We start from the raw sequence: 17,273 nt of genomic DNA, 5'->3' as shown, positions 1-17,273 counted from the left end.
TGTTTTTTCCTTCACTAGTTTTTTATTCAATTCTCTATTTAAGTGTGATAATCATAACGATTTTGTAGCCCCATTGTTTTTTATCGGCAAAGTCAAATTATTATCACTAAATTTGGTATTTAGTAAATATTGTCCTCTTTCAAAAAATGGATAAGCTAAAATGGTTAATATCGCTAATATGCCAAAAACTAAGAATCCACTTTCAAACCCAAACATGTTTAAAAGCATGCCTCCAATTGCTGCACCCGCACTTTGTCCAATAAATTGAAGTCCTGCTGCTCCAAAGTACGCACCCCTTAAATGATCAGGGGCAATATCTCCAATTAGTACATCGCCTATAATGAAACATAGAATTTCACCAATAGTAAAAATAACCATAGCTATTATCATAAGAGGAAGTGAGTGGGAAAAACTAAAACCAAATATCCCAATTCCGAATAAAATACTGCCTGTTTTTAATGAAATTAATGGAGAATACCTTTTCATTAGGTTTATTATAGGATATTGCAATACCAAAATTGATATGGCATTAGTTGCAAATAGCACTGAATATGCCTCTATTCCATCACTACCTAGGTATTGAGATAATGTAGTATCAATGTGTGCATATCCTCCAGTAACAAAAATATTCCCTATTAAAAAAAATCGAAACACTTTATCTTTACTTATTATTTTTAGGCTGTTAAACAAAGTCACTTTCTCGATTATTTCCTTACTAATATTTATTGAAGAATATTTGTATTTCCATACAAATATTAAACTTCCATATAAAAAATATAATAATGCACTAACCAAGAATGGTAATGCTGTTTTAGAAGCACCTAGCGATAGTCCAATTAATGGACCTATAGCTCCTCCAACATTGATTGCAAAATAACGCATATTAAACACATCTACTCTTTTCTCTTGCGGCGTTACATCTACCAAAAGAGCACGTGCAGATGGTTCAAATATACTTCTGCAAAATCCACTAAGAGCATTTAATACAAAGTAATGCCAAACCTCACTTGCAACAGTAAAACCAACAAAGACTATTCCCCATAAGTACATTGAAATAATCATAACTGGAAATCTACCAACTTTATCTGACCAAGCACCACCGATAAAACTTGTAAAAGTACTAACAAAAAAACTTATGGATAATATAGTTCCTGTCATCGCAGTTGAAAAACCCATAACCTCATGTAAATAAATACCTAGAAAAGGTATACTCATAAAAAATCCTGCTCTCGATAGGAACGTACCAATTATTAATCCCCATGCAATAGGGTGAAATTTAAGAGTTTTTCTTAACATGTTATCACCTCCTATTAAATATAAAAAAATTTATATAGTTTTTTTTCCAATCCAATGTGCGAAAATTACAATAGGAAGTAATAAAAACATAAAGGGTAAGCATATGAAAATGATTTGCCATGTAATTATTTCATTAATTATTAATGAGTTGATCATGATGATACTATAAGGTAAAACTATGAAAATAGAGGATACTATACCAGGAGTTAACGAGCGAAATAAAATAGATTGACCGATATGAGTAAATACATGAACAAAAAAAGCAAGGATAATCACAGTAAAAATATAAATGTTACTAAAACTGCCTTGATTTATATACTGACTAGCAAAAAAGGATGAACTACTTACAAATAAGAAAATAACTAGCACCGCCACAGTCATTTGTGCGGTTGACATTGAAAATTGTTTGATTACTTTTAGAGCAATACTTGATGGTAACCTACCAGAAATATTTGTCAAATTCTTTTCCAGCCACTTTTCCATCATGATAATCTCCTCAAAATCATGAAAAATAAACATAATTGGAAATAGCCATATTAATGTTTGGATATCAAGTGTCATATTGCATTCCTCCATAATTTTTCTAAATCAATAAAGTTGCTGTGTACCCCCTACTTAACACAACGCATTTTTTAGGAATTTTTTCAAAGTCTCTTCTCCTTTTCTTCCATTTGATTTTTTCCTACTTTGTATTTTTTTTAATTTTAATCCTTAATTTAAACTGTAAAAATGGTAAAAAATAATATCTTTTTTCATGTTTTTGGCAACTTATTTTCTGATATTATAAAAAATACAGATTATGGAGGGTTATTGAAAAAGGAGGTAACTTATTTATGTCCAAAAAGACTTTTAAGACTGATGTGGCTAAACAAATTTATTTTAAACAGTATGATAGATCACTTAAGCTTTGGGGAATTGAATTAGAAACGGATTACATTGAGACTTCTTTTGGAAAAACTCATGTAATCGTCTGCGGACCTGTTAGCGCACCCCCACTAGTTTTAATTCATGGCATGACGGTTAGTTCAACAATGTGGTTTGCTAATGCTCCCACTTGGAGTAAACATTTTAGAATTTACGCCATAGATATAGTGGGGGATTTTGGGAAAAGTGAATGCACAAAATCTATTTCAACATCAGAAGATATTAATACTTGGCTAGATGAATTATTAGATTCTTTAGGGTTGGATAAAGTTTTTTTAGCTGGTCATTCTATGGGAGGCTGGATGTCTTTACAATATTGTCTTAATTCTAATCGGGTTAAAAAACTTGTTTTACTTGCACCCGTTATGAGTTTTGACCGATTAAACTGGAAATTTCCTCTCAAACTATTTCCAGCAATGTGGTTTAAAAAAACTTACTTCATAAAAAAACTATATAAATGGCTGTTTGCTAAAAATAGTGTACCGGACCAAGTTTTATTTAATCAGTTTGTGGTTGGTTACAAGTTTGGTGTAATGCAACTTCGTGTCCCGCCGAGAACCTATAATGATGAGGAAATACGAAATTTAAAAACTCCAACTCTATTACTAATTGGTAATGAGGAAGTAGTGTATTCATCGGTTGACAAGGCATTTGAGAGAGCTTCAACTAACCCTATAATAACTACTAAGTTAGTTGTTGGCGCTTCACATTGTTTATCTGCGGAACAAAAAGATGAAGTAAACAAATTAGTAACTGATTATTTAATAGCAAACTAATAAAAAATAGGTATAAAAAAATCCTGAAAAAACATATTCAGGATTCTTTTCTATTAAAATTATTATCTATATTTTTTCCCTGTTATGGAACTCTGGATTGCCATAAACCATAAAGAGAAGTTTGAAAGTGTTGTAAATTTTAAAGAGTCTGCCCATTGTCTATTATGAATGTTTGTCCTGTCAAAGATTTTTGTGTCATTTGGAAAATAATACAATCAGCAATTTCATCAGGTGTTGATATTTTCTCTAGTGGGAGATTTCCTGCAAGGTTATACATTTTATCCTCATTTCCAGCCCACCATCTCGTATTCACCGCACCAGGAGCAATAGCATTTACTCTTATCTCCGGTGCCAAAGCAATTGCTAATGATTTTGTCATTATATGTATTGCAGACTTACTTGCAGCATAGGGTATTGATGATCCTATTCCCGTCACTCCTGCAACACTCCCCATATTTATTATGACCCCTGACTTTTGTTGTTTCATATAAGGAACTACAGCCTTTGTACAAGTAAACATCCCTTTTACATTTACATTAAATATGTCATTCCATATTTGATCTGTTACTGAATTTAAATCATCCAGTGGAATTTGGGCTGTAATACTCGCATTATTAACTAACCCATCAATTGTGCCATAAATTTCAATTACTTTGGAAACCATGCTATTTACTTCATCTTCATTTGACACGTCAGCTTTATAAGAAAATGCTTTCCCACCTAATTTCTTAATCTCTCGAATAACATCCTCTGCATTTTTTTCTGATTTATTATAATTTATAACAACTTTTGCACCTTTACTTGCCAATTTCAATGCAGTTGCTCTCCCTATCCCCGTTCCGGCACCAGTTACTATAACTGTCTTATTGGCTAAATCCATTCTGTATCATCCTCACTTTACACGATTGTTTCCCTAAAAATAGTTCGTACATCCCGATTCATTTGAAAAGCTCATTATCTAAAGTTTCTAGTTACTTGAATGAATTTGTATACTCCCATTTTTTTGATAAGGATATTTTTTAAGATTCGTAATTACTTTTTGAACTTACTACTTTAAAAAGAAGCTATCCTACTTGGAGGGCACTGAAAAACTAAATACCGATAAAAATTTATAGTAATTATTTGCTTCTAAATAGAAGGTGGGATTCACTTCGCTTTCCACGGGCTTGGCTTCAGCCTCCTCGTCGCAAGCTCCTGCGGGGTCTTCAGCTCAAGCTGTTCCCGTAGGAGTCTTCGTGAATCCCACTTCCTAAAAGATCTGAGCGTATTTTTATTATAAAAATTTATTAAAATCGACTTTTTCAGTGCCCTACCTACTTGTGGTAACCTTTTAAAAGAAGCGTATTCTATTGCTTATACCAAATGTCCTTAAAATCAATCCACATTCTAGAATTAAAACGTACACCTTTAAGTGAATAGTCATGAAAAACTTCAACTTGCTTATGCACTAAAAAGTGTACAACCCCATTTTCTATAAGAAATTGCTCTAAATTTTTATAAATCTTTAAACTATTACATGTATTATTTTCTTTTTTTATACAGTATATAAATGATTCTACTTTACTCTTTAATTGCTCTGATAAAAATGGATAGATAAAACCGTCTTTAAAGAGGAGTAACTCGAATAAGGAGATTAATCCTTCATTTGGAGTTCCTTCAAACAAAATCATATCTGCATTTTCGAGTATTTCTTTACGTTGAATATTATTCCAATTAACAATTTTTATTTCTAATCGAATACCTGCTTCAGCTAACATTCGTTGAGTTAGTTTTGCATCTAATGAATGTCTTGAATAGGTAACAAGTGTAAGCTTTTCTCCTAAATAACCTTGTTTTTTTAATTTGTTTTTAATGTCTGCAGGAGTGGGGCTTTTTTCAGAATAAGAGAGTTCATGTTCCATTTGTCTATTTTCAATTAAAAAACCTTGAGCAGGGCTTATTCGAGGTTTTCCGAGATTTACAAGCTTTTTACGGTCAAATAGTTCTCCAATTAATTTCCTAATTTCTACTTTTTGAAGAGGTCCATCTCTTTTTGTATTAAAAGTAATAACATTTGTACCAGAGAAGATAGCATTTGATGTTTCCCATTGTTCTTTTTCCCCCAAGTTTGTTTCTGCTGTATCAAGAAACAACTTTTTCGAGTCTTCAATACTTCCTCTAAGCTCTTCAGAAATTCGAATAATTTCAACCTTATCTAAATGAGGTCGATAACCAAAATAACTAGAATGACTAGAAAGTAAACAGAAATCGGGTTGTATTTTTTCAAAACGAAATGGACCTGTTCCGATTGAGTACTGAGAAAATCCATCAGAAGTGGATGAAACATCAACAATTGACATTGGAACAAAAGCAACATAATGAAGAAATAGATGGTTTTCTCTTTTTAAAGAAAATGAGACAACATACTTGGATAGTACCTTAATATCTGCAATATCCTCGACAAGCCATTGATGAGGAGAATGAAACAACCGAATAATTGAATCTTTAACAGAACTAGCATTTAGCTCTTTTCCATTATGGAAATGAACACCTTTCCTCAAATAGAAAAACCATTCCGTACATTTCTCGTTATGCTCCCAGCTATGTGCGATACTTCCGACAAACTCCTTCGTATCAAAATGATAGTCAACAAGTGTGTTGTAAACCTGTTTTACAAGATGGGCATCAAAATCAAAGAACACCCGTGTTGGATCGACTGTTGTAATAGGGCGATATATTGGGAAACGCAATACTTCTACTTCTTCTACTTCATTAAAAGACGATGACATCTTTTGATAACCAAAGTAGTTGGTAATCCAATTAATGAAGTATTCTTCTACTTCAGTACCTTTTCCAAACTCTTTCACTAAATCAATTGCCTGATTAATTTTATTTTCTTTAATCAAATATTGGATTTGCTTTAGTAGGGCCTTATTAAGACTTACCAAAAAGACAATGGTGGATGTGTTCCCTCTCCCTTTTCCCGAGGTAAACTGAATTAGTCCTTCTTCTAGTAATTTATTTAAAATTAACTTTGCATTTCTTTCTGTACAAAATAAAGTTTGCGAAATAAATTTCATGGAAATGGAGATTTCAACATTGCATTCAATATCCCGAAATACTCGCCTTAGCAATAAAAAGTAGTACTGAGTTTGAAGATTCATGCCTTCCTTCCCCCGATTAACTTAATCATGTTAATTCAAAAAGTTTTTACATATTTGATAAGTATTTTACCCTTCCAATTTCACTAAGACCTAATGCACAATAGTTAACCTCTACAACAATTTTTCACCTACTTTACTAAAACTTTCGGCAATTACATCCTTCCAAAATTTTTTCAAGTACCATTTGTATTTTTACCCCTTCACGAAAAGTAACTAGTCTAGTAGGTTCACCGTTGAAATTACGAATAATATCATTTATAAAACTAGTAAAGTGATTTTCACTTGGTAATATAACTTGCTCTTTTATATCCGGTGTCTCTCTCCACAACTCTGTCCAATTTTTATGATGAAGAACTCCACTTGTTCCGCGTAAGGTAAACTTTAAATTCTCTTTCATACCTATATCTGATACTGCATTAAACAATATCGGCGTCCCATCTATTAAAGTTGCTATTGCAACAGTACTTTTTTCACATTGATCCTCGTTAGAAGGATACTCGATGTAAGAGCATACATTTTCAATATCACCAAATAATCTTTGTATCATTTCGATATAATGTGGAAAGACCTCACGAATAAATCCCCCCTGCTCCCGTGACTTTATCCAATTATTATTTTGCCAAGATCGTGGCCATTCTGGAAAGTAGCACTGTACTTCAATTCTCGTTAACTCGCCTAAAAAACCCTTTTTTACATGGTTTTGTAAGGTTAGAAAAGATGGTCTATAAACAGTTGGGAAATTCATTGCATGCATTATATTTTCCTGTTCTGCTAGGGCAAGCATTTCCTCTGCCTCTAATAAAGAGTTTGCTAATGGCTTTTCACAAATGATATGTTTTCCACGCTTTATAATCTCCTTAGCAAGAGAGTAATGAAACTTTGGAGGAACCGCTAAATATATACAATCTACTTTCCTACTCTCTATTAATTGAATTGAATCATAAAAAATTTCAATGCCATAATTTTCCCCAACCTCTACCAGGCGTTTCTCATTCGCATCAAAAATACCAACAACTTCTGTTCTAGGGTGATCCTTAAATGCCTGTAGTAATCTCTCTCCAACAATACCAATACCAATAATTCCAATTCCTAACATGCTTTTATTTTCCATTTTCTTGACCCCCTTAGTCACTTCTATCATTTCATAAGGTAGTCATTTAAAAAATGGAAGAATGAAACATTTTCTTTCTACTTTTGTAACGTAATTTCACTACAGATATACCAGATGATATGTAGCTTACTGAATTATAATATAATCTTTATCCATATTATACCAGTATAAAAGTATTGAACTATCAAAATATGGTCCTATAAAAAAATTCAACAGGATATTTTGTGAGGGTTATTTGTATTTAGTAGCCATAAACAGACCTATGCGACGACGGAGGAACTTAAATCACACCACTAGCATTCCACCTGAAACTAAGAGCAATAGATTTACTGCAGATTTTTGAAAATTAGTCTGTACTCTAAGAAAAATAATTTAAGAAATTGAAGTAAATATATAATAAAAATCTAATTACAATCATATCTACACAAAAAGGAACATTTTTTAGAGAAGGGGGTTACTATAATGGTTCAAGATAAAGTCGTACTAATTACTGGAGCTGGACAAGGGATAGGATATGAAATTGCAAAAGAATTTTATCGAAAAGGTGCAAAAGTTGTATTAACAGATATAGATGAGGTAAAGGTAAAAAACGCTGCTTCCATTTTAGGAAAACACTCTATTGGCATTAAATGTGATGTAACAAATGAAGAGGAAATCAAATCATCCATTAAAACAACAGTAAATACTTTTGGACGGATTGATATATTAATAAATAATGCAGGTTTCCAACACGTTGCCATGATTGAAGACTTCCCAACTGAACGTTTTGAATTAATGGTAAAAGTCATGTTAACTGCTCCTTTTATCTCTATTAAACATGTATTACCTTTTATGAAAAAGCAAAAGTTTGGAAGAATAATAAATATCGCCTCCATTAATGGTCTTGTCGGATTTGCAGGGAAGGCTGCTTATAATTCTGCAAAACATGGTGTTATCGGGTTAACAAAGGTTGCAGCTCTAGAAACTGCTACTGATGGCATAACCGTAAACGCACTATGCCCAGGATATGTTGATACACCACTTGTGCGCAATCAATTACAAGATTTAGCGAATACAAGAAAAGTTCCATTAGAAAAGGTTTTAGAAGAGGTCTTATATCCATTAATTCCTCAAAAACGATTACTTGATGTAAAAGAAATTGCAAATTTGGCTATCTTTCTTGCAAGTGAGGAGTCAATGGGGATGACCGGTCAAGCCGTCGTACTAGATGGAGGATATACAATACAATAATTAAAAGGTCGACTCAATAAACTTCACGAGTCGACCTTTATTTTAATTATTTCTAATAAATTGTTCTACAAAGTGCACATTGAATGCTAATAAGTCTTCATCAGGAGATAACTTTGCATGATGTAATCCATGGTCACAATTTGCTCCTGCCCAGAATAATGCACCCGGGATATCCTTTAAAAAATAACCAAAATCTTCACCTGTCATTGCAGGTGGACACTCAATCGCCTGACATCCTTCAAAAGATTTTGCATGAGATAATAACTTATTCGCACATGCCTCATTATTATTTACTTCATAATACATCGATCCATAATCAATTGTGATGGAACATTCATAAGAAGCTTCAATTCCAGCACAAATTGCTTCAATTCTACGCTTCACTTCATTCATGGCTTCTACACTTAACGTACGAATTGTACCTTCTAATCTTGCATTTTCTGCAATAATATTTTGAACTGTACCGCTCGTCATTTTTCCAATTGTTATAACCGCACTGTCCAATGGATTTACATTACGGCTAATAATCGTTTGCAATTGTAATACTAAATTAGCCGCAGCAACAGTCATATCTCGAGTTTTATGAGGGTATGCGGCATGACCACCAAGACCTTTTAAGTCAATGAAAAGTTCAGAAGTATTGGCAAATAAAAGGCCTGCTCTCGTCGCAACAGTACCAACAGGATATTCTGGGGCAATATGCAATGCATAAATCTCATCTGGCAATAAATCTGGTCTTTCCTGCTTTAACCATTTGATCATTGGCTCTGCTCCACCTGGTCCTTCTTCTGCTGGCTGAAAATAAACTATAACGTTATTCTTTGGTTGGTTTTCGGCAAATGCCTTTACGATACCTAAGGCAATGGTCATATGGCAATCATGTCCACACGCATGCATATTTTCGTTATGAGTTGAAGCAAAAGGTAATCCTGTCTCTTCTACTATCGGTAATCCATCAATATCTGTACGCCAACCAATTGTTTTGGATGGGTTACTTCCTGTAATTTTTACGACGATACCTGTTTCCCAAGTAGTAATATTTAAAAATTGTTGTGGAAACTGAGATAGTTTTTCTAACAAATACTTTTGAGTTTTAAACTCCTGAAAACCTAATTCAGGTATTTGATGTAAATCTCTTCTTATTTGAATGAGTGAATCCATCTTAACACCCTCTTATATATTTCTTAACGCGTCCATAATTTCAGTTTTAGATTTTGTTTTTTCATCTAGTTGTTTTAAAACGCGCGCCGGTACACCACCTACAACAGTATATGGTTCAACATCACTAATTACAATAGCGCCTGCTGCAACAACTGCTCCTTTACCTACACGAACACCTTCTAACACAACAGCATTCGCACCGATGACAACATCATCTTCAATAATAACTGGAGTTGCAGAAGGGGGCTCGATTACACCTGCAAGGACAGTACCTGCGCCAATATGACAGTTTTTACCTACTGTAGCACGACCTCCTAATACTACACCCATATCAATCATCGTTTTTTCACCAATTTCAGCACCGATATTAATGATTGCTCCCATCATAATGACTGCATTGTCACCAATTGTAACCTGATCGCGGATAATCGCACCTGGTTCAATACGTGCATTAACGTTTTTGAAATCTAATAAAGGTACACCAGAATTACGACGATCATTTTCAACAACATAATCTGTAATTTTGTCGCTATGTTCTTTTAAAGCAACCTCAATTACGTTCCATTCACCAAATACTACGGCACTATTATTTTCACCAAATACTTTTGTATTTTCGCCGTACGATAAATTGGCAACACCTTCTCCATTTACATAGACTTTCACTGGTGTTACTTTTTTTGATTGTCCAATAAATTGAATTATTTCTTGTGCATTTAACTTTTTTGTCATTATGAATCTCCTATCTATGTAAAGATTTCTAACATAGAAAATATTGTACTAAATATTTTATTAAATAGCACGTATAAATATCCGATTATTTATAATTCACATAACTATTTTAATTACTATTATCTTCGTGTGATTTAATCGAACATTTAGACGAGCTTTTTATTACCATAGTATTATTTTGTATAATCGTAAAGACAGCTTGCATGTTGTTTAACAACCTCAACAAATGCTGCTACTTGCCTTAATTCAAAAGAAGACTCATAGCCAATTAACCAAGTATCACGGGTTAATCCTAAATCTTTTTCAGTATTTGTGATGGGTATTTTATTTACTTTCTCCTCACCATTTAAAGTTATGGAAGGTAAAATAGCATATCCAATACCATTCATTGCCATTTGTTTACAAGTTTCAATCTGGTCCACAATAATTTGCCGTTTTGGATTAGATGAAAAATGACGTTGCCACCAAAGTTGGATTTCTTGATAATAACTCGAGTCGCTTTTAAATTGAATAAATGGTCGATCTGTCGTCAATATATCATCAAGTTGTTTTATTTCTTTATCAACTAAATACATCATATCTCGAAATAGATGTACTTTTTTACCCTTCCATTCGGCTTGTCCGCGGACAATCCCAACATGTGCTTCCCCTTCATATAGAGCTTTCACAATTTCTGAACTCCATCCTGTAATTAAGGAAATTTTCGCATCTGGATATTGTGTTACAAAATCCTTTAATACTTTAGGAAGCCAGTTTTGTCCCACAATAGATGCACAAGCGATTTTTAATGTCCCATGTACCTTTGAGTTTAATGCTTGAATGGTTTCAAAAACCTCTTCTTTACGTATTATCGTATCAATTGCGTATTGTATGACTAACTCTCCTGCAGGTGTTGGTGTTAAACCTTTTTGCGATCTAATAAAAAGTTGTGCTCCCCAATCTTTTTCAATGGATTGCAAACGTTGAGATAGTGCTGGTTGTGTTAAAAAAAGACGTTCTGCAGCCTTTCGCATATTTTTCTCTTCAGATAATATTTTTATAATTTCTGCTTCAGTTGTAGTCAAACTATTCATCCTTCCTTACATGGCAAAACGTACCGTTAGACTTAAAAATCGACAAAATCCATGACAGGACTTTGTCGATTACTCTACTAATCTACTGAATAAATGTATTTTTTTAATTGTTTTAAAATGACACGACGAGTTAATATTCCAACGAATGTACCTTCATGATCTACTACACATAAAAAAGCATGGTTTATTACTAAATCCAAAGCTTTTTGGAATGTGTCAGTTATTTTTAAATACGTAACACCACGATCCATTACATCGTCAACTTTAATGTTTGCAAGCTTTTCATATTCAATCCGTTCAAGACCTAAAATAGACTCAGTAATCATTTTCGTACTTAATAATCCATGTAAACGATATTTAGTATCCAATACAGGGACTGAAGAATAACCTGTTTTTGTTAATACTAATAAAGCATGTTCAGCACTATTACCAACTTGAACATGAGCTACTTTTTCAGATGAAATAATGAACTCACTAATCGGAGTATCTAATAATGCTCTTCTATTTGTTGAAATCATGGCCTTCTACTCCTTTTTCTGTCGAACTATTCAGAACAGGATACTACATTACTTATATGATATCACAATTTGTTCACAAATGACCATGATAAGCAGGTAGTATTTTGGAGTAGAAGGATGATTTTTCTAAAATAACACATACTAATAGCCGTAAACAGACCAATAGTAAAAAATCATTATTCCAGTAAATAAACCAAAGATAACATACATGATAATAATTGGGTTCATTGCAATTGGGTGATCACGTACTACTTTACTAATCGGTGTATCTGTTGCAGCAGCTCGCTTTCGAACATTTTTCATGACCCCATATGACATATAATACGAAACGGCTACTAAAAGAATACCCGTTATTAATGCCGGTATTACCCACATACCCATCATTACAACCTCCTTTGCATTAGAGTTGTAATTAGTATGCATCTCATATTTTTAGTTATTCCTCTCCGAAAACTTGCAAAGTAACTAAAATGGATATTGATTTAACCACTGACCACCATCTAATGTGACGCATTCTCCATTCATATAAGAAGCTTTTGGTGACAAAATAAAAGTAGCTAAATCAGCAATTTCTTCAGGTGTACCTAATCTTTTTAATGGCACAGCATTAATTGTTCGTTTTGTATGTTCTTCTGATTGCCATAGTTTCTCTGCTCCTCCAGTTCGATCGATTGGTCCCGGTGCAATGGCATTTACCCTTACTCCATATTGGTAACCCCACTCAACAGCGAGTGAACGTGTTAGTGACAAAACACCTGCTTTTGCAGCGGCAGAATGGATAATTCCAGCCCCAGCACCCCAAGCATAAGTAGCTACCATGTTTAGTATTTTTCCTTTTATGTCATTTTCAATCCAATATTTGCCTACTTCAGAAGAACAATAAAATGTTCCATTCAATACGATATCGATAACAGCTTTCCAACCGTTTGGAGATAGTTTTTCTGCAGGTACAATAAAGTTTCCTGCTGCATTATTTACTAAACTAGTAATATTCCCATATTTATTAAGCGTAAACTGAACCATTGCTTGTACATGTTCGATTTCTCGAACATCCATTTGGAAAGTTTCAATTGTGTTACCACGATCTTTTGTTATTTCATTTTTAGCTTTTTGCAATCTTTCATTGTCACGACCTGTAATAACAACATTTGCCCCTTGGCTAACAAATTGCTTTGCCATCGCTAACCCCATACCACTTGATCCGCCAGTAACGATAATTGTTTCGTCTTTTAGTAACATAAAATCCCCTACCCCCTAAGTGAATGACTATTCATTATTTATTGTACAGCAATTTCGTTAGATTGTCATTCAATTGTCAGAAAATATTGCCAAAAGCAATTAGAGCATCTTTTCACTTTCAAAAGACAACCTCAGTCGGCTTTGCTAATTTAATTTTTAATAAATAAAAAACCAACAAATTCTATTAAAATAAAATTTGTTGGTTTGCTTTATTTCATTAAATATTGTTCAATTATTTCTTCTACAGGAAGTGGCTTATTGTATAAATAGCCTTGCCCCTTTTTACAGCGATGTTGTTTTAAGAAAAGCTCTTGTGATTTTTCTTCTACACCTTCTGCAATAACATCCATTCCTAAATTTTGCGATAGGGCAATAATGGCCTTTACTATTGCCTCATTTTTCTCATCTTTATTTAAGTCTGCAATAAAGGATTGATCAATTTTAATTATATCAATAGGATATTTTTTCAAATAGCTTAGTGATGAATATCCTGTCCCAAAGTCATCAACCGATACATAAACACCCAGTTCTTTTAAACTTTTTAAAATGACTTCTGTTTCATCCGCATTCTCCATTGAACTTTCGGTAATTTCTAGCTCAATATATTTAGGATTGACATCATACTTGTTTAATATTTGTTTGATTTTCTCTGCAAAGGAATCCTGTTTAAACTGTTTGGGAGAAATATTCACCGCAATTCGAACAGGTCTATATCCTTTTTCACGCCATTGTTGTTGATATTGGCACACTTGCTCTAATACCCAATCCCCAATTTGAATGATTAACCCAGAAGATTCCGCAATTGGGATAAATTGAGAAGGTGGAACAAAACCAAACTTTGGATTATTCCATCTAATTAATGCTTCGAAGCTATCAATTTCGTTCGTTTCAAAATCAATCTGTGGTTGTAGGTGAATAATGAGCTCATTAAATTCAATTGCACGGCGTAAATGAGCCTCCATTAAAACTTCATTTTGAAATGTATGGCTCATTTCTTCTCGATAAAAGCGATAATGTGAACGACCATGTTTTTTTACATAAAACAGCGCTTGTTCCGCTTGTAATAGTAGTAATTCTAAATCACGGCCTTGATCAGATAATAACGTTGAAATACCAATGGAACATGTAACAAAATATTCCTGTCCATCGATAATAAATGGCTCTTTCAGTTGTTCTAAAATCTGACTTGCCAACAAATCGATTTCTTCCCGTAAATAATAACGAACAAGGAAAAGAAATTCATCACCGTTGTAATGAAATAGTTCATAATTTTCATTTCTTAATTTGCCAAACCGCTCGCTTATTTGCTTTATCATATCATCTGCTTTTTGTTTGCCAAGGGATTCGTTATACTTTTTGAATCGATCTAAATCGATTAATACTAATGCGATATTTTTATCGTCCTTATAATCTCGATAATTTTCAGACCATCTTACATTTAATGCCCGTCGATTTAATAAGCCAGTTGTCTCATCTTGGAAAGTAACCAAACTAAATGGACTATTATTTTGTAATACATGTTTAATAATTAAGGCATAGTAAATATCCTCTTTAAATGATATCGGTTGGACATAAAAAGATAGTCTTTTAAAATTGTTATCAATTGATATGTATTGAATTTCACCAGTAGTAGAATTTTGAATGATTTCAGTAAACTGCTCCCATTTTAACCATTGAAAAAACTTTTGGGCATCCATCCCTTTAATAAATGCGTTAGGAGATAAAATAGATGCTTTTGAATTAATCATTTCAACTGAAAATGATTGTTGTGCACGTTGTTTTAAAATCACAACTGCTTCAAAAGGATTTAGTTTCATAATATCACGTAAATATTCTTCAATTTCCGTAATAGGAAAATTTATCATTTTTATCCCCCATTAAATCACTTAATGTTGCTACAACTATAATACCATTAGTGTAGCCTTATCTATAAACATAAAACTACACTATCCCCCGTAAATCATAAACGATTTATTCTTCCACGACAACGTTACTCATCGCATCTAATAAAAAATATTCTTGAGAATTTAACTTCATAGAATGATTACGGTCTATTTTATAATGGTACTTACCAAAAGAATCTTGAATACGGGCTTTTGCTGTATCATTAAATTGAGTTAATAGTATATGCATGACCCGTTTCTTTATTTGTTCAGAATAAATAGGGAATAAAATTTCAACACGTTTTATCATATTTCGTGTCATCATATCCGCTGAAGATAAAAATAGTTTATTTTCACCATTATGATGGAACCAAAAAATTCGTGAATGTTCTAAAAATCGACCAACAATACTTGTTACCGTAATATTTTCACTTATTCCCGGAATTCCAGGACGTATACAGCAAATACCGCGAATTAATAATTCAATTTTTACCCCATTAATAGATGCTTCGTATAGCTTCATCATTAAATCTTTATCTGTTAATGAATTCATTTTTGCACGAATAAACCCATTACCATATTCTTTATGCATTCGAATCTCTTCATCAATTAATTTAATAAACTCATCTCGAATATCAAATGGCGCAACCACTAAATGATGGAAAACAGGTTTTTCTGTATAACCACTTAAATAATTAAAGAAATTCGTTGCATCGATTCCGAATTCTTTATTGGAAGTGATGATACCCATATCTGTGTAAATTTTTGCTGTAGCATCGTTATAATTCCCTGTACCTAAATGAACAAAGCGTTCAATTTTCCCATGATTCCTTCTTACAACTAACGTTATTTTAGAATGTGTTTTTAAGTTATTCATACCATAAATCACTAAACAGCCTGCTTGCTCTAGTTCTTTTGCCCAGTGAACATTGTTTTCTTCATCAAATCTAGCTTTTAACTCAACCAATACCGTTACTTGTTTTCCATTTTCTGCTGCTTGTTTTAAAGCATTAATAATTGGTGAATTTCCACTCACACGATATAACGTTTGTTTTATGGCAAGTACTGTAGGATCCGTAGCTGCATCTGTAATAAAATCGACAATTGGCTCAAAAGATTCATATGGATGATGGAAAAATACATCCTGTGTTAATGCTTTTTCAAAAATATCTTCATCAGAATCTAAGTCTTTCGGTCTTTGTGGAATAAAACTTTCATATTCTAAATGTTCCAGACCTTTAGAAATTTTCTTTACAAATCCGAATAAAAATGTGAGATCTAATGGCCCATCAATTTTAAATACATCAGATTCTTCGATTTCAAATTCTTCTAATAAATAATCTAGAACTTCGTCACTCATCTCACCATCGCGAACTTCTAACCTGCTGCCAACGCCCCATTTACGTTTCTTTAACTCTTTTTCAATTTCAACAAGCAAATCTTGTGCGCCTTCTTCGTGAATGGTTAAATCTGCATTTCTAGTTAAACGGAATGCTTGCGCAGATTTTACATTGTACCCAAAGAATAGCTGATCAATATGGTTCGTAATGACATCTTCTAAAAGAATATATTCCTTTTCGCCATCGTTACTAGGCAGTTCAATAAATCGTTCTAATACTGACGGAACTTGTACAATTGCCACTTTTTCATTTTGTTCATTTGTCGTATTCTCTTCCAACATGACAAGTAAATTTAATGTTTTTCCTAGAAGCGTTGGAAAAGGTCGATATGCATCAACAGCAACCGGTGTGAGAACAGGGAATATTGTTTCTTCAAAAAATTCATCGATAAATTTCTTTTGAACTTGATTTAAAGATTTAAATTCCTTTATTTTAACGTTTTCTGAAGGTAATAAATTAAAGATTAAATGACGAAATACCTCCATTTGTCTTCGTACTAAAGATTGTGTCTTTTCAGCAATTTTCGTTAATTGTTCTTTCGGTGTTAACCCAGATTTATTTTCTGGTTTATGGAAGCCTGCACGAACTTGATCTTGTAATCCTGCAACTCGAACCATAAAAAATTCATCTAAATTCGAACTAAAAATAGCTAAAAACTTTAGTCTTTCCAGTAAAGGATTTTCAGTATCTTCAGCCTCTTCTAATACTCTTTCGTTGAATGCTAACCAGCTTAACTCACGGTTATTATAATATTCTGGCTTAGCAATTTCTTGAACCATTTGTTCGTATG

15 protein-coding genes are annotated in these 17,273 nt (G+C 33.0%); 2 read left to right on the top strand and 13 right to left on the bottom strand.

From position 1 onward, the window contains the following. Window positions 1–51: 51 nt before the first annotated feature. Entirely contained in the window at window positions 52–1,296 is a 1,245-nt protein-coding gene (locus CRO00_RS02065) for an MDR family MFS transporter (RefSeq protein WP_097071979.1), read from the bottom strand. A gap of 30 nt (window positions 1,297–1,326) precedes the next feature. Beyond that, a complete protein-coding gene (locus CRO00_RS02060) occupies window positions 1,327–1,857 on the bottom strand; it encodes an HXXEE domain-containing protein (protein ID WP_237658297.1) in 531 nt (176 codons plus the stop codon). 272 nt (window positions 1,858–2,129) lie between these two features. On the opposite strand from CRO00_RS02060, the gene CRO00_RS02055 reads away from it, so the two are divergent. After that, window positions 2,130–2,996: an alpha/beta fold hydrolase gene (locus CRO00_RS02055; RefSeq protein ID WP_097071977.1), complete on the top strand. Its 867-nt coding sequence runs from the start codon at window positions 2,130–2,132 to the stop codon at window positions 2,994–2,996. Between the two features lie 139 nt (window positions 2,997–3,135). On the opposite strand, the gene CRO00_RS02050 is transcribed toward CRO00_RS02055, so the two are convergent. From CRO00_RS02050 to CRO00_RS02040, 3 genes are all read right to left on the bottom strand, one after another. After that, window positions 3,136–3,876, bottom strand: coding sequence for an SDR family NAD(P)-dependent oxidoreductase (locus tag CRO00_RS02050; RefSeq protein ID WP_097071976.1), 741 nt, complete (start codon window positions 3,874–3,876; stop codon window positions 3,136–3,138). Between the two features lie 466 nt (window positions 3,877–4,342). Beyond that, entirely contained in the window at window positions 4,343–6,139 is a 1,797-nt protein-coding gene (locus tag CRO00_RS02045; RefSeq protein WP_097071975.1) for an ABC transporter substrate-binding protein, read from the bottom strand. Between the two features lie 136 nt (window positions 6,140–6,275). Next, window positions 6,276–7,250, bottom strand: coding sequence for a Gfo/Idh/MocA family protein (locus CRO00_RS02040; RefSeq protein ID WP_161946595.1), 975 nt, complete (start codon window positions 7,248–7,250; stop codon window positions 6,276–6,278). 462 nt (window positions 7,251–7,712) lie between these two features. On the opposite strand from CRO00_RS02040, the gene CRO00_RS02035 reads away from it, so the two are divergent. Next, the gene (locus CRO00_RS02035; protein ID WP_097071973.1) at window positions 7,713–8,480 is read left to right on the top strand and encodes a 3-hydroxybutyrate dehydrogenase; all 768 of its coding nucleotides are present in this window, start codon (window positions 7,713–7,715) and stop codon (window positions 8,478–8,480) included. 42 nt (window positions 8,481–8,522) lie between these two features. Here CRO00_RS02035 and CRO00_RS02030 read toward each other — a convergent pair whose 3' ends face one another. The 8 genes from CRO00_RS02030 to CRO00_RS01995 form a co-directional block, all read right to left on the bottom strand. After that, entirely contained in the window at window positions 8,523–9,641 is a 1,119-nt protein-coding gene (locus tag CRO00_RS02030) for an N-acetyldiaminopimelate deacetylase (RefSeq protein WP_097071972.1), read from the bottom strand. Window positions 9,642–9,653: 12 nt separating this feature from the next. After that, entirely contained in the window at window positions 9,654–10,370 is a 717-nt protein-coding gene (gene dapD, locus CRO00_RS02025; RefSeq protein ID WP_097071971.1) for a 2,3,4,5-tetrahydropyridine-2,6-dicarboxylate N-acetyltransferase, read from the bottom strand. A 173-nt stretch (window positions 10,371–10,543) separates the two neighbouring features. Further along, window positions 10,544–11,443 carry a LysR family transcriptional regulator gene (locus tag CRO00_RS02020; RefSeq protein ID WP_097071970.1) on the bottom strand — a complete coding sequence of 300 codons (900 nt, stop codon included), beginning with the start codon at window positions 11,441–11,443 and terminating at the stop codon, window positions 10,544–10,546. 77 nt (window positions 11,444–11,520) lie between these two features. Further along, window positions 11,521–11,961: a cyclic-di-AMP-binding protein CbpB gene (gene cbpB / locus CRO00_RS02015; RefSeq protein WP_097071969.1), complete on the bottom strand. Its 441-nt coding sequence runs from the start codon at window positions 11,959–11,961 to the stop codon at window positions 11,521–11,523. 141 nt (window positions 11,962–12,102) lie between these two features. Then, window positions 12,103–12,342 (bottom strand): short-chain dehydrogenase, encoded by a 240-nt coding sequence (locus tag CRO00_RS02010; RefSeq protein WP_097071968.1) that lies wholly within the window; start codon window positions 12,340–12,342, stop codon window positions 12,103–12,105. Window positions 12,343–12,426: 84 nt separating this feature from the next. Next, window positions 12,427–13,200: a 2,4-dienoyl-CoA reductase gene (gene fadH, locus CRO00_RS02005; protein WP_097071967.1), complete on the bottom strand. Its 774-nt coding sequence runs from the start codon at window positions 13,198–13,200 to the stop codon at window positions 12,427–12,429. Between the two features lie 209 nt (window positions 13,201–13,409). Further along, window positions 13,410–15,065 carry a putative bifunctional diguanylate cyclase/phosphodiesterase gene (locus CRO00_RS02000; protein ID WP_097071966.1) on the bottom strand — a complete coding sequence of 552 codons (1,656 nt, stop codon included), beginning with the start codon at window positions 15,063–15,065 and terminating at the stop codon, window positions 13,410–13,412. A 106-nt stretch (window positions 15,066–15,171) separates the two neighbouring features. Beyond that, entirely contained in the window at window positions 15,172–17,262 is a 2,091-nt protein-coding gene (locus CRO00_RS01995) for an RNA degradosome polyphosphate kinase (RefSeq protein WP_237658313.1), read from the bottom strand. Window positions 17,263–17,273 lie beyond the last annotated feature (11 nt).

This window comes from Ureibacillus xyleni, assembly GCF_900217795.1.
GTDB classification, from domain to species: domain Bacteria; phylum Bacillota; class Bacilli; order Bacillales_A; family Planococcaceae; genus Ureibacillus; species Ureibacillus xyleni.
The sequence above is the reverse complement of the archived record's forward strand: the minus strand, read 5'-3'. Positions and strand labels throughout refer to the sequence as shown.

Coding starts and splice junctions, on each gene's coding strand:
- CRO00_RS02020 (WP_097071970.1), bottom strand. CDS start 11,443: ATGAATAGTTTGACTACAACTGAAGCAGAAATTATAAAAATATTATCT.
- CRO00_RS02030 (WP_097071972.1), bottom strand. CDS start 9,641: ATGGATTCACTCATTCAAATAAGAAGAGATTTACATCAAATACCTGAA.
- CRO00_RS02045 (WP_097071975.1), bottom strand. CDS start 6,139: ATGAATCTTCAAACTCAGTACTACTTTTTATTGCTAAGGCGAGTATTT.
- fadH (WP_097071967.1), bottom strand. CDS start 13,200: ATGTTACTAAAAGACGAAACAATTATCGTTACTGGCGGATCAAGTGGT.
- CRO00_RS02010 (WP_097071968.1), bottom strand. CDS start 12,342: ATGGGTATGTGGGTAATACCGGCATTAATAACGGGTATTCTTTTAGTA.
- CRO00_RS02065 (WP_097071979.1), bottom strand. CDS start 1,296: ATGTTAAGAAAAACTCTTAAATTTCACCCTATTGCATGGGGATTAATA.
- CRO00_RS02050 (WP_097071976.1), bottom strand. CDS start 3,876: ATGGATTTAGCCAATAAGACAGTTATAGTAACTGGTGCCGGAACGGGG.
- dapD (WP_097071971.1), bottom strand. CDS start 10,370: ATGACAAAAAAGTTAAATGCACAAGAAATAATTCAATTTATTGGACAA.
- CRO00_RS02000 (WP_097071966.1), bottom strand. CDS start 15,065: ATGATAAATTTTCCTATTACGGAAATTGAAGAATATTTACGTGATATT.
- cbpB (WP_097071969.1), bottom strand. CDS start 11,961: ATGATTTCAACAAATAGAAGAGCATTATTAGATACTCCGATTAGTGAG.
- CRO00_RS02055 (WP_097071977.1), top strand. CDS start 2,130: ATGTCCAAAAAGACTTTTAAGACTGATGTGGCTAAACAAATTTATTTT.
- CRO00_RS02040 (WP_161946595.1), bottom strand. CDS start 7,250: ATGGAAAATAAAAGCATGTTAGGAATTGGAATTATTGGTATTGGTATT.
- CRO00_RS02060 (WP_237658297.1), bottom strand. CDS start 1,857: ATGACACTTGATATCCAAACATTAATATGGCTATTTCCAATTATGTTT.
- CRO00_RS01995 (WP_237658313.1), bottom strand. CDS start 17,262: ATGGTTCAAGAAATTGCTAAGCCAGAATATTATAATAACCGTGAGTTA.
- CRO00_RS02035 (WP_097071973.1), top strand. CDS start 7,713: ATGGTTCAAGATAAAGTCGTACTAATTACTGGAGCTGGACAAGGGATA.